Origin of the sequence: Tateyamaria armeniaca (genome assembly GCF_045797845.1) — a bacterium.
Lineage (GTDB): Bacteria > Pseudomonadota > Alphaproteobacteria > Rhodobacterales > Rhodobacteraceae > Tateyamaria > Tateyamaria armeniaca.
This window is the reverse complement of record NZ_JBHDIY010000002.1, coordinates 448,393-462,131: the sequence shown is the minus strand read 5'-3', so window position 1 is coordinate 462,131 and position 13,739 is coordinate 448,393. Positions and strand designations below refer to the sequence as shown.

6 protein-coding genes and 4 pseudogenes are annotated in these 13,739 nt (G+C 60.6%); 5 read left to right on the top strand and 5 right to left on the bottom strand.

Annotated elements, in window-relative coordinates; translation table 11 throughout:
* Positions 1-3: 3 nt before the first annotated feature.
* The 5 genes and pseudogenes from ACERZ8_RS02290 to gabT form a co-directional block, all read right to left on the bottom strand.
* The gene (locus ACERZ8_RS02290; RefSeq protein ID WP_407590496.1) at positions 4-2,022 is read right to left on the bottom strand and encodes an acetate--CoA ligase family protein; all 2,019 of its coding nucleotides are present in this window, start codon (positions 2,020-2,022) and stop codon (positions 4-6) included.
* Positions 2,023-2,060: 38 nt separating this feature from the next.
* Positions 2,061-3,222 (bottom strand): annotated as a pseudogene (locus ACERZ8_RS02285) (acyl-CoA dehydrogenase family protein).
* A 141-nt stretch (positions 3,223-3,363) separates the two neighbouring features.
* Positions 3,364-4,962 (bottom strand): FMN-binding glutamate synthase family protein, encoded by a 1,599-nt coding sequence (locus ACERZ8_RS02280; RefSeq protein ID WP_407590495.1) that lies wholly within the window; start codon positions 4,960-4,962, stop codon positions 3,364-3,366.
* 18 nt (positions 4,963-4,980) lie between these two features.
* Positions 4,981-6,301, bottom strand: a pseudogene (locus tag ACERZ8_RS02275) (aspartate aminotransferase family protein).
* A 168-nt stretch (positions 6,302-6,469) separates the two neighbouring features.
* Positions 6,470-7,838: pseudogene (gabT, locus tag ACERZ8_RS02270) on the bottom strand (4-aminobutyrate--2-oxoglutarate transaminase).
* A gap of 261 nt (positions 7,839-8,099) precedes the next feature.
* Here gabT and ACERZ8_RS02265 point away from each other — a divergent pair.
* The 5 genes and pseudogenes from ACERZ8_RS02265 to ACERZ8_RS02245 form a co-directional block, all read left to right on the top strand.
* Positions 8,100-8,261: pseudogene (locus ACERZ8_RS02265) on the top strand (helix-turn-helix domain-containing protein); the annotation flags it as partial.
* Positions 8,262-8,332: 71 nt separating this feature from the next.
* Positions 8,333-8,710: a cupin domain-containing protein gene (locus tag ACERZ8_RS02260; protein ID WP_407590494.1), complete on the top strand. Its 378-nt coding sequence runs from the start codon at positions 8,333-8,335 to the stop codon at positions 8,708-8,710.
* Between the two features lie 149 nt (positions 8,711-8,859).
* Positions 8,860-9,822 (top strand): TAXI family TRAP transporter solute-binding subunit, encoded by a 963-nt coding sequence (locus ACERZ8_RS02255; protein WP_407590493.1) that lies wholly within the window; start codon positions 8,860-8,862, stop codon positions 9,820-9,822.
* 113 nt (positions 9,823-9,935) lie between these two features.
* Positions 9,936-12,698, top strand: a complete 2,763-nt coding sequence (locus ACERZ8_RS02250) for a TRAP transporter permease (RefSeq protein ID WP_407590492.1) — start codon at positions 9,936-9,938, stop codon at positions 12,696-12,698.
* 66 nt (positions 12,699-12,764) lie between these two features.
* A complete protein-coding gene (locus ACERZ8_RS02245) occupies positions 12,765-13,724 on the top strand; it encodes a carbon-nitrogen hydrolase family protein (protein ID WP_407590491.1) in 960 nt (319 codons plus the stop codon).
* Positions 13,725-13,739 lie beyond the last annotated feature (15 nt).

The following is a 13,739-nucleotide window of genomic DNA, read 5'->3' as shown; positions in this document are numbered from 1 at the left end:
GGGCTACGCCTCCTCGGCCAGTTGGATCAGCGCGTCCACTGCGACGGCGCGTGTGGGGGTGCAGATCAGCGGGTTGACCTCAACTTCGCTGAGCGTGCTGTGATGCGCAAGGACATAGGCCTGGATCGCAAGTGCGGCGTTGACGATGGCATCAAGGTCTGCGGCAGGGCCGCCGCGATAGCCGTCAAGTACTGGTGCAATGGAGAGCGTATCGAGGGCCGCCCTGATGTCATCGTCGGTCACCGGCAGCAAAAGTGAGGCGGTGACGCGCAGCACTTCCGTCAGAACGCCGCCCGCGCCCAGCGTCAGGACAAACCCATGCGCCTTGTCCCGTGTCACCCCGATCAGCAGTTCGGCCACGCCATCTGTCACCATCTCTTCGACCAGTATGTCACGGGTGCCGATACGGGCCACGGCATCGGCAATATCGCGGTGATCGAGATCAAGAAGAACCGCACCGGCGTCAGTCTTGTGGGCTAGCCCGACGCCCTTGACGGCCAGCGGCGCACGCAAGTTTTGCACCATATCGATCACGTCTTGCACGGCTCCGCTTATACGCGCGGGGCAGTCCAATCCGTATGCGGACAAAGCCGTTTTGGCCGTATCCTCGTTCAGCGTCTGTGTCGGCACACCGTCACCTGGCAGGCACAAGGGCAGATCATGCGGTTTGGTCAGCGTCGAAGCTGCCGCGATCGCCGCCAATGCCTCACGCAATCCGAAGAACGGGATCACACCGCCGTCCATCAGTTGGGAGGCGACGTCCAAAGGCATCAGTTCGGGCAGGGTGGCCACCACACCGAATGGACGGCCTGTATCTGCGCGCACTTTCAGTGCGGCATCGGTGGCGCAGGTCCAGTCGCCCGCATCTGTGACCGGATAGTCCACCACCGACACGGTCATATCGATCCCATCGCCGGTCATCCCGGACCACGCTGCGGCCATCGCATCTGCGTCGCGCCAGATGTAGGTGTTGTAATCCAGTGGATTGCTCAGCGCGACCATGGGGCCAAGTGCGGCGCGCAACTGGGTTTCCTGCGTGTGCTCCAGCGGGGGAAAGGTCAGGGCTGTGTCCAGCGCCATGTCTGCAATCAGGCTGGCCTCTCCACCAGAGCAGCTGATCGAAGCCAGCCTTGTCCCGCCAAGCGGTCCGTAGACGTGCAGCAGTTTCAATGTTTCCAGAAAGTCGGAAAGGGCGCGCAGCCGGGCAATACCCAGCCGATCAAGCAGGGCCTGTGCGCCAGCTTCGCTGCCTGCAAGCGAGGCCGTGTGGGATACCGTCGACTGTTTCGCCTGATCCGATGCACCCACCTTCAGGGCGATCAGGGGGATACCGCGCGCGTGCGCTTTGGCTGCCAGTTCTTCCCAATGGCGCAGGTTGCCAAAGCCTTCGATATGCAGCCCGATCGCACTGACGCGAGGGTCGTCCAGCAGGGCTATGGCGATCTGAGCTTGGGCAGTCTGGGCCATGTTTCCGCATGTGATCATGTACGCAATGGGCAGGGCGCGCTGCTGCATGGTCAGGTTGATGGCGATGTTGGAACTTTGGGTCAGGATCGCTACGCCTCGCTCAACGGGGGTGCAGCCATGCTGATCGGGCCAAAGCAGCGCACCATCGAGCGCATTTATGAACCCATAGCAATTTGGCCCAAAGATCGGCATATCGCCTGCCGCAGCAACAAGACGCGCCTGCAGATCCTGTGCCTCTGCGTCTTCGGCCGCCGCTTCGGAAAAGCCGGAGGCAAAACAGACCGCACCCCCGGCCCCCATTTGCGACAGGGCGTTGACGACATCGATTGTGGTGTTTCGGTTCACCCCGACAAATGCGGCATCGGGCGGTTCCGGCAGGTCGTCAAGCGACGGGAACGCCCCGTGCCCTGCGACCATTGCCTCCCGTGGATGCACGGGCCAGATCGCGCCGACAAAACCGATCTTTTCCGACTGGATAATGACCTGCGTACACCACGCGCCCCCGCCGATCACCGCGATTGAGCGGGGACGTAACAGGCGGTCCAGACTGCGCATCTATAGTGCCGCCCAGAGTACGGAGTCGCCACGCACCGTCACGCCCCCAACGGGCGCAACAGATCGCGCGCGATGATGTGGCGCTGAATTTCGCTGGTTCCGTCCCAAATGCGTTCAACCCGCGCGTCGCGCCAAAATCGTTCAATCGGGAAATCGTCCATCAGGCCCATGCCGCCATAGATCTGCAGCGTCGCATCCGTCACCCGCGCCAGCGTTTCGGAGGCATATACCTTTGCGCTGGCAATCTCGCGGTTCGCAGGCAAGCCCTGATCAAGACGCCATGCGGCGGCAAGGGTCAGCCAGTCGGCGGCGTCGATTTCGGTGATCATGTCGGCGATCTGAAAACCCACACCCTGAAACTTGCCGATGGGCTGGCCGAATTGCTCGCGTTCAGCCGCGTAACTCAGCGCGTAGTCGAAACAGCGCCGCGCACGGCCCACGGAAAAGGCGGCGACAGTGATGCGCGTGGCGTAAAGCCATTCATTCATCACCGCAAACCCGCCATCGACCTCGCCCAGCACTTGCGCGTCGGACAAGCGGCAATCATCGAAATCCAGAATGCAGTTCTTGTAGCCCTTGTGGCTGACTGAATTGTACCCTTCGCGCACCTCGAACCCCGGCGTGCCACGATCCACCAGAAAGGTGGTGATCCGCTTTTTTCGGGCCCTTGGCAGTCTCATCCACGCCGGTGGCGACGAAGACGATAAAGAAGTCGGCGTGATCGGCGCCGGAGATAAAGTGCTTGGACCCGTTCACAACCCAATCACCGCCCGACCGCACCGCACTGCATTTCATGCCTCGCACGTCCGACCCGGCCCCCGGTTCGGTCATCGCCAGCGCGTCCATGCGTTCGCCCCGCACCGCAGGCAAAAGATAGCGTTCGCGTTGATCCGCATCGCAGGCCATCAGGATGTTTTGCGGGCGGCCAAAGAAGTGGGTCAGCGCCATCGACCCGCGCCCCAGCTCGCGCTCGACAAGCGTGAAATCGAGATGGCTCAACCCCGCGCCGCCCACCTCTTCGGGGAAGTTGCAGGCGTAAAACCCAAGCGCGATGACCTTTTCCTTGATCGCCTCGCCAAGTTCATGCGGGACTTCGCCGGTGCGCTCGACCTCGGCCTCGTGGGGATAGATCTCGTTCTCGACAAAGCTGCGCACGGTCGAGACAATCATCTCTTGTTCGTCGCTGAGGCCAAAGTGCATGGTGTGGGTCCTGTCCGTGGTGGTCAGGACGTACCAAAACCCAACGCGCCCGCGCACGCCATGGCAAATCCGACAGGGCGTGGGCAAGTTCAGACAAAAATGCGCGCAAGACGCAACCGTTCTGACCTGACGGGTGCCGGGCTATTCGACGTCGAAGGGTTCGAAATTGTCGGCGCGGGCGCGATTCCAGCGTTTGAGATAGCCGTATTTATCTTCTTCTGCACGCAGCAGAAACCCGTCCGGCATGTAGGGATAAACCTGTTGGCCGGTAACCATGTTGCGGTCCCCCTCGCGCATCAGCAGGTGGTGCGGGCGAAAATCGCTGGGATGAGCCAGACCAGCGGCCCCGGTCATTTCTGCCAATGCCTTTAGGGTGTTTTTGTGAAACCGGTAAACCCGTTCGGCCTTGTCCGGCACGACCAGCGCACGCTGGCGCAGTGGGTCTTGGGTCGCCACACCCACAGGGCAGTGGTTCGTGTGGCAGGCCTGCGCCTGAATGCAGCCAATGGCGAACATGTAGCCGCGCGCCGAATTGGCCCAGTCCGCGCCCAAGGCCAGCATCTTGGCCATATCGAAGGACGACACGATCTTGCCCGAGGCACCGATCTTGATCCGGTCGCGCAGACCGGCACCCAGCAGCGTGTTGTGGGCAAATGTCAGCCCCTCGACCAGTGGCATGCCGACGTGGTTGGCAAATTCCAGAGGCGCCGCGCCTGTCCCGCCCTCTTTGCCATCGATGACGATGAAATCCGGCACGATCTTGGTTTCAATCATTGCCTTGACGATGCACATGAATTCGCGCCGGTGCCCGATGCACAGCTTGAAGCCGACCGGTTTGCCATCCGCGTTGTCGCGCAACGTGCCGATGAACTGCATCAATTCGATGGGGGTCGAAAACTCGGGGTGCGCCGAGGGCGACACGCAATCCTGGCCCATGGGAATATCGCGGGCTTCGGCGATCTCGGGGGTGATTTTCGAGGCAGGCAAGACGCCGCCATGTCCGGGCTTGGCCCCCTGGCTTAATTTCACCTCGATCATCTTGACCTGCGGGTCGCGGGCCTGTTTAGCGAATTTTTCGACGTCAAACCGCCCCTCGTGGGTGCGGCAGCCGAAATAGCCTGATCCGATTTCCCAGATCAGATCGCCGCCGCCGTCGCGGTGATAGCGGCTGATCCCGCCTTCGCCGGTGTCGTGAGCAAAGCCGCCCTTTTTGGCACCTGTGTTCAGGGCCAGAATGGCATTTGCCGACATCGATCCGAAACTCATCGCGGATATGTTGTAGATGGATGCCTCGTAGGGCTTTTTGCAGTCCGGGCCGCCGATTGTAATGCGGAAATCGTGGTTGGTCAGGTGCTGCGGGACCACGGAATGCGTGATCCATTCATAACCCGAGTCGTAAACACGCTGCTGGGTGCCGAAGGGGCGCTTGTCTTCGACCCCCTTGGCGCGCTGATAAATAAGCGAGCGTTGATCGCGCGAAAACGGTTCTTCGTCCTGATCGCTTTCCATCAGGTATTGGCGAATTTCGGGGCGGATGCCTTCGAACAGGAACCGCAAATGGCCCATGACGGGGTAGTTGCGCAGGATCGAATGGCTGGGCTGCATGACGTCGTAGACACCAAGGGCGGTCAGGAACGCAAAGAGTGCAACGAACAAAATCATCCAGCCTGACCAGAACAGGGCAATCAGACTGACAAGCGTCAGCACTGTGGACGCAAAAAGAAGGCTGTAGCGCGTCATATCAAATGTCCTTGAAGATCAGATAACGGCGGAAATGGCTGTGTCGAGCTTGTCGACCAACTCGTCAAGCTGGCCGTCCTCGATGATGAACGGGGGGGCCAGCAACACATGATCGCCGGTCTTGCCGTCAATGGTGCCCGACATCGGGTAGCAAATCAGACCGGCCTCGAACGCTGCCTTCTTGATCTTGCCTGCCACCCCGCGAGAGGGGTCAAAGGGCGTCTTGGTATCCCGATCCTCGACCAGTTCGACGCCACGAAACAGGCCGCGCCCGCGCAGATCGCCGACATGGGGGTGCTGGCCAAAACGGGCCACAAGCCGGTCGTGCAGTTTGTCACCCTGTTCGCGCACGCGCGGGATCAGGTTGCGATCCAGCAGGGCGTTCACAACCGCCAATCCGCCTGCCGCCGCAGCCGGGTGACCCAGATAGGTATGACCGTGCTGGAAAAACCCGGTGCCGTTCGAAATCGCGTCGTAGATATCGCTGCTGCACAGCATCGCCCCAATGGGCTGGTATCCGGCCCCCAACCCCTTGGCGATGCACAGGATATCGGGTGACACGCCGTCCTGTTCGCAGGCAAAGAGCGATCCCGTGCGCCCCATGCCGCACATGACTTCGTCCAAGATCAGCAGCACGCCATATTTGTCGCAAATCTCGCGGATGCGTTTGAAATAGCCCGGCGGCGCAGTCAGGGCGCCTGCCGTCGCGCCCACGACCGGTTCGGCCATGAAGGCCATGACCGTTTCGGGGCCAACACGCAGGATTTCATCCTCAAGGGCTTGTGCAGCGCGCAGGCCGTAGTCTTCAAGGCTCTCACCGTCATGACGCAGGCGATATTCATAGACCGGATCAATATGGCTGACGTCCAGCAACAAGGGTGCAAACTGCGCGCGCCGCCGCGCGTTGCCGCCGGCGCTCAGCGCACCGATCGTGTTGCCATGGTAGCTTTGCTTGCGGGCGATCAGGCGGCCCCGGTCCGGTTCGCCCTTCTCGACGTGATATTGGCGCGCGAGTTTGATCGCGGCCTCGGTCGCTTCGGACCCGCCTGACACCAGATAGACACGGTCGAGGCCCGCGGGCGCATGTTCGATCAACAGATCCGCCAGCGCTTCGGCAGGTTCAGAGGTGAAAAAACCGGTATGGGCAAAGGCCAGTTGATCAAGCTGTGCCTTGATCGCTTCGGTCACAACTTTGTCGCCATGGCCAAGGCAGGACACTGCCGCACCGCCCGATCCGTCGAGGTACTGCTTGCCGCTCGAGATCGATCAGATAGCAGCCCTGTCCTGACACCGCGACGGGTGCGTTCAGTTTGGAGTGGCGCGGAAAGATATGGGACATGGGCGGGCTCCTGAATGTTTCAGCGCGTCTGCGCCGGGCAAGAGTCAGGCCCGAAACGTGTTGGTCCATCCTCGCGTGTGCCGATTGTGCACTGCACGCGGAGTCTTGCAAGGCTTCTCCGGCACGGGCGTGGTGGACCGTGCCGGAGAAGTGGTTGGGTTACAGCCGTTATTCGGCGGCCATGCGCTGCTCATCCGTGACGGCATCCGCCAAAGCGGCTTCGAAGATGGCGAGGCCTTCTTCGATGATGGCGTCGGATACCGTCAGGGGCACCATGATTCGCAGTGCGTTGCCGTGCATGCCGCAGGCGAGCAGGATCAGCCCGCGTCTGAGAGCATGTGCGATAACCGCCTTGGTAAAGGCCGCATCAGGTTTGGCAGTGTCAAAGTCCGTCACGAATTCGACCGCCAGCATCGCACCCAGACCGCGAATGTCCCACATGCGGTAGGGGGCTGTGCGGGCACCGATTTCGGCAAAGCGGGCGCGGAAAGTTTCGCCAAGCGCTGTCGAGCGGGCCAGCAGACCTTCGCTGTCGATCGCCTCAATTGCGGCCAAGGCAGCGGCGCAGGCAACGGGATTGCCGCCATATGTGCCACCCAGACCACCCGGTGCGAGCGAGATCCATCACATCGGCACGTCCGATGACACCGGCAATCGGGTATCCGCCTGCCATCGATTTCGCGACTGTGATCATGTCGGGCACAACGCCGGAATGCTCAATTGCAAACCATGCGCCTGTGCGCCCGAACCCGGCCTGAATTTCGTCGGAAATCAACAGGATGCCGTGCTTGTCACAGATGGCGCGCAGGGCGTGCCACATCTCGGTCGGGACGGGGATGTAGCCGCCTTCGCCCAGAACAGGTTCGAGGATGATGGCCGCGACGCGGTCCGGATCGGCATCGGTCAGGAACAGGGTTTCCAGCGCATTCAACGCATCCTGAACCGTCACGCCAGTGCGCGCATCGGGGAAGGGCGCGCGGAAGATATCGGAAGGGAAGGGGCCGACGTCTTTCTTGTAGGGCGACACTTTGCCGGTCAGACCAAGCGTCAGCAATGTGCGACCGTGATAACCACCCGAAAACGCGATGACGCCGGGGCGGCCCGTGTGGGCGCGGGCAATCTTGACTGCGTTTTCAACGGCTTCGGCGCCGGTGGTCACGAGGAGTGTTTTCTTTGGTGCATCGCCTGGGGCCAGTGCGTTCAGCTTTTCGGCCAGCGCAACATAAGGTTCGTAAGGAACAACCTGAAACGAGGTGTGCGTATACAGGTCTTCCTGCGCTTTGGCAGCTTCGACCACTTTGGGGTGGCGGTGCCCGGTGTTCAGCACTGCGATCCCACCGGCGAAATCGACATAGCGGTTGCCTTCAACGTCCCAGAGTTCGGCATTTTCGGCGCGTGCGGCAAAAATGGGCGCGGCAGAGGCGACACCGCGTGGCACTGCGGCCTCGCGACGGGCGAGCAAGTCTGCGTTGCTGCCTATGACCGGGGCAACATGCGCCACTTCGGTCAGCGGGGTGATGTGCGCATCGGTTGCCATTTCGGCAAGGGCCGCTGCGGCTTTGGGTGCGGTCACGGCCTTTGCCTTGCGGGCTTTGGGTGCCTTGGCAGCTGCTTTTTTGGTGCGAGTGGTTTTCTTTGTGGTGCTCATGGATGATTCCGCCTTGAGAACAGTGGTTGATTAAAATCCTCATACTCCGATTAGTATATTTGTCAATATGGAGCGATGTGTCGCCCAGATTGTGCGGGAATGCGGGGCCTGAAAGCCCTGTAACATTGACGTTGACGGCTGTTGAAACGTGTGCTTACTATTCTTAACGGATGCTTTCAGAAAGAAGCGCTTTTGGAAATCGGCAGTAAACTCAAAGCAGTACGCGAAGCCAAAGGCCTGTCGCAGCGTGACCTCGCGGCCCGTGCGGGGCTGACCAATGGCGCGATTTCGCTGATCGAACAGAACAAGAGCAGCCCCTCGGTGGCCTCGCTCAAGCGTCTGCTGGATGCCGTTCCGATGACCATGTCGGAATTTTTTCCGAGGTGGAGGAAAACGGCGCGCCCAAATTCTTCTTCAGCGCGGATGAGTTTGTTGAGCTGTCCCCGCAAGACATCGGTCTGGGTGATGCAGCGGCGCGGGTGTCATTGCGCCAGTTGGGAAACGCAGGCACGCACAGCCTGCAGGTCCTGCACGAAACCTACCCGCCCGGCAGCGACACTGGCCCAGATATGCTGGCCCATGACGCCGAAGAGGCGGGTGTCGTCATCACCGGTGTGATCGAGATTTCCGTGGCAGATCAGGTGCGGGTTTTGAACCCGGGCGATGGATACATCTTTGACAGCCGGTTGCCGCACCGGTTTCGAAATATTGGCGATCAGCCGTGCGTGATTGTCAGTGCTTGTACGCCCCCGTCGTTCTGATGGGCGGTATTTGTTATTTGAAACAGTGTGTTACAGAAGAGTTGCCCCCTATGCGTGCAACTTGGTTGCCGGAATGATCCGGTCTGCTATCGTCGAAGCATTAACGGTCAGCAATAAGGCCGCAGCGAGTTTAACAAAGGGAGAAACTCATGAAGTATCTTAAATTGGCATCAATGATGGCCGCGGCCACGCTGACCGCGCAGGTCGCAGTGGCGCAAGAGCGGTTCATCACAATCGGCACAGGCGGCCAGACGGGCGTCTACTTTGTCGTCGGTCAGTCGATCTGTCGGCTGGTCAACCGCGGCACGGCCGAGCACAACCTCAAGTGCACGGCACCGTCGACCGGTGGGTCCATCGCCAACATCAACGCGATCAAGGCAGGCGACATGGACATGGGTGTGGCCCAGTCCGACTGGCAGTTCCACGCTTTCAACGGGTCTTCCGAATTTGAAGGTGCAGGATATGACAAGCTGCGCGCTGTCTTTTCCGTCCATGGCGAACCGTTCACAGTGGTTGCGCGTGCCGACAGCGGTGTCGCAACCTTTGATGATCTGTTCGGCAAGCGTGTGAATGTCGGCAACCCCGGATCGGGCCAACGCGCCACGATGGACGTTGTGCTGGGCGCGATGGGCAAATCGGCTGACGATTTTGCTCTGGCCTCCGAGTTGAAACCAGCCGAGCAGTCCGCCGCGCTGGGTGACAACAAGGTCGATGCCATCATCTACACTGTCGGTCACCCGAACGGTTCGATCCAGGAGGCGACCTCCACAGTGGATGCGCGTCTGGTTGATGTGACCGGTGAAGCCATCGACAAACTGGTGTCGGAACGCCCCTACTATGCCAAGGCGACCATCCCCGGTGGTCTCTATTCCGGCAACGACAATGACACACAGACATTCGGCGTGAAGGCGACGTTTGTGACATCTGCCGATGTCGCCGATGACGTGGTTTACACCGTGGTCAAGGCCGTGTTCGACAACTTTGATCGTTTCAAGGGTCTGCACCCTGCCTTCGCCAATCTGAGCGAAGAGGAAATGATTGCTGACGGTCTCAGCGCTCCGCTGCACCCCGGTGCTGCGCAATACTACAAAGAGCGTGGCTGGATCGAGTGATCCTGATCGTTTGAAGCCAAAAGGCGGTCCCGCATGTCGGGGCCGCCATCCTGCGTCGAATTTGGACAACAGCATCCAAAGCGCGCATCCGGACACACGGGGAGACATGACCAATGAGCGATGACAAACAGTTCCAGGCCGCAGCGGTTGAAAACGAAGCTGCAGGCAAGGGTGGTCTCAGTCAGGCAGAGTTGGATGAACTTGTCGCCTCCTCCGACACCGGCGGTCGATCGCCGGCAGGCCCTGTCGGCAAGTTCATGGTCGCGGTGGCCCTGATCTGGTCGCTGTTCCAGCTTTGGATCGCATCGCCCTTTCCATTCATGCTCGGCTTTGGCGTCTTCAATGACACCGAAGCGCGGTCTTTCCACCTTGCCTTTGCCCTGCTGCTTGCCTTTACGGCCTACCCGGCGGCGCGCAGCACGGTTCAACTGGTCCTGGGCATCGGCGTGCCGGTGGTTCTGACATTTCTCTTTATGTACGGCGCCAAGGAAGGCGTGCCGACATGGTGGATACCGATTCCCGGTGTCGCCCTGATCGCTGCCATCCTGCTGGGATCGCCCAAGGATCGCATCCCACTGTGGGAATGGGGTCTGGCCGTGTTTGGGGCCATATCGGCCCTCTATCTATACGTCTTTTACGACAGCATTGCGGGCCGCGTCGGCGCACCCATCCTGCAGGACTATGTGGTTGCTGTGATCGGTATCCTGCTGCTGCTTGAGGCGACGCGCCGCGCCCTCGGTCCGGCCCTGATGATCGTCGCGACTGTGTTTCTTGTTTACACGTTCCTTGGTGCGTTGATGCCCGGGATCATTGCCCACAAGGGCAACAACCTGTCCGAAGTCGTGAACCACCAGTGGATCACCACCGAGGGTGTGTTCGGCATTGCGTTGGGTGTCTCGACATCCTTCGTGTTCCTGTTCGTTCTGTTTGGTTCGCTTTTGGACAAGGCGGGCGCGGGCAACTACTTCATTCAGGTCGCGTTTTCCCTGATGGGTCACATGCGTGGCGGTCCAGCTAAGGCGGCTGTTGTGTCCTCGGCGATGACGGGCCTGATCTCGGGTTCGTCCATCGCCAACGTGGTGACCACCGGCACTTTCACCATTCCGCTGATGAAGCGGGTGGGCTTTTCCAGCGAAAAGGCGGGCGCGGTCGAGGTGGCCAGTTCGGTCAACGGCCAGATCATGCCGCCTGTCATGGGGGCTGCGGCCTTCCTCATGGTCGAATATGTCGGCATTCCGTATTTTGATGTGGTCAAGGCGGCCTTTGTGCCTGCGGTCATTTCCTACATCGCCCTTGTCTATATTGTGCACCTTGAGGCGATGAAGGCGGGCATGGAGGGGCTGCCGCGCGCCGTTGCGCCCAAACCGCTGGTCGCATGGCTGATCAGCACATCCTTCACCATTGCTGCGATCTGCGCGCTCAGCTTTGCGGTCTATTTCCTGATGGGATGGATCCGGCCCGCATTTGGCGACGTGTCCAGCTATGTCGTGTTCGGCCTTCTGGTGGCTGTCTATATCGGGCTGCTGTGGATCGCGTCGCGCGAACCGCCGCTCAAGATGGAAGACCCCAACGCGCCGGTCACGTCACTGCCCCCTCCGGGTCCGACGATCCGGTCCGGTCTGCACTTCATCCTGCCTGTGGTCGTTCTGATCTGGGCGTTGATGATCGACCGCCTGTCGCCCGGCCTGTCGGCCTTTTGGGCGGCGTCGTTCATGATCTTCATTCTGATCACGCAGCGTCCCATTATGGCGATCCTGCGGGGCGAGGGGCAATTCGGCGCTGCGGTTAATGCAGGGTTCACCGACCTGATCGAAGGGTTGGTGGCCGGTGCGCGCAACATGATCGGCATCGGCATCGCCACGGCGACGGCGGGTGTCATCGTGGGGGCAGTCAGCCAGACCGGCGTTGGTTCTGCCCTCGCGGACGTGGTCGAAGTGCTGTCAGGTGGCAATATCATGGCCATTCTCGTGCTGACGGCGATCCTGTCGCTGATCCTTGGCATGGGCCTGCCGACAACAGCCAACTACATCGTTGTGTCCGCTCTGCTTGCCCCCGTCATCGTGACGCTTGGCCAGCAGAACGGTCTGATCGTGCCCCTGATCGCAGTGCACCTGTTCGTGTTCTACTTTGGCATCATGGCCGATGTGACACCGCCTGTTGGGTTGGCCAGCTTTGCCGCTGCCGCCGTGTCGGGTGGTGATCCGATCAGAACAGGTGTGGTTGCGTTCTTCTACTCGCTCAGAACGGCGGCCCTGCCGTTCCTGTTCATCTTCAACACGGACCTGCTGCTGATCAATGTGGGATGGGGGCAGGGTATACTTGTCTTTGTCGTGGCCACGATTGCGATGCTGCTGTTCGCAGCCGCCACGCAAGGCTGGTTCCTCACGCGCAACCGGTTCTATGAAACCATCGCGTTGTTGCTGATCGCCTTTACCCTGTTCCGTCCGGGATTCTGGATGGACATGGTGGCCCCACCTTACGAGGCCGTGCCACCGGCACAGATCGAAACCGCCGCGATGGAGGCCGAACCAGGGCAAAACCTGAGGCTGCAGGTCAGTGGCCTGAACGCAGTGGGCGATCCGGTGACCTTTACCGCGCTGTTGCCTGTGGGCGAGGGCGAGACAGGTGCCGATCGTCTGTTGGCATCGGGTCTGGAATACATTGTCAACGGCGACTCGGTCGTCATCGACAACGTGGCCTTTGGCAGTCCGGCGGCAGAGGCCGGGTTCGATTGGGACCAGACTGTCGACATCGTGCGCAAACCTGTGGCCCAGCCAACCAAGTACCTGATGTTCCTGCCCGCACTTGGTCTGCTGGCCCTGATCATCATGCTGCAACGTGGCCGTGCGGCCCGGCGGGAACCCGTCGCCGCCTGAGACAAACAAACAGGGTGGGCGCAGGTGCGTCGATCCAATGATCTATCAACGGAGTGAACTTACCGAATGACCCCTTTTGCCATTGCCGGCGTGCAGATGCACGTAGGCGCCCTCCAGTCCAACGTCGAGGGTATGCGACAGCGCATAGAGATTTTGATGGCCCGGTTTCCGTGGACACAGATGGTGCTGTTTTCCGAATTGGCACCGTTTGGTCCGCTGGACCGTTTTGCACAGCCCTTTCCCAACGACACCATCGCGCAGTTTCAGGATGATGCGCGGCGGTACGGGATCTGGCTGATCCCCGGTTCGATGTTCGAAAAGACCGAAGACGGGCGCATTCTGAACACGTCGGTTGTGATCAACCCGCAGGGCGAAATCGTCAGCCGCTATTCCAAGATGTTCCCGTTCAAACCCTACGAGGCGGGTGTGTCGTCGGGGACGGATTTCTGTGTGTTCGATGTGCCGAACGTGGGCCGGTTCGGCCTGTCGATCTGCTATGACATCTGGTTCCCGGAAACCACGCGCCAGTTGACCAGCCAAGGGGTCGAGGTGCTGTTGCACCCCGTCCTGACAGGCACCACTGATCGCGAAGCCGAGATTGCCATTGCCCGCGCGACTGCGGCGCAATTCCAGTGCTATGTTTTTGATGTCAACGGCCTGTCCGCCGGTGGCTCTGGCCGCTCACTCGTCGTTGATCCGACAGCGACAGTGTTGCACCAATCGGCAGGCCAAGAGGACATGTTTCCCATCGAAATCGACCTCGACATGGTGCGCCGCCAGCGCGAAACCGGTCTCAAAGGGCTGGGCCAGGTCCTCAAAAGCTTCCGCGACCGCGAGGCTGACTTTTCCATCTATGACCGCAGCAGCGGGACGGATGCCTACCTGCACACGCTTGGCCCGCTCAAAACACCCCATAAGGGATCACTTGCCGGTGTCGACGTCGCCGACCCACGCACCGCTCTTGAGGGCGAGGCCCAGTCGGCCGCCCAGCCCATCCCCATGTTCAAAGGAACAACCGGGTCCTGAACTGAACGCAAGGGC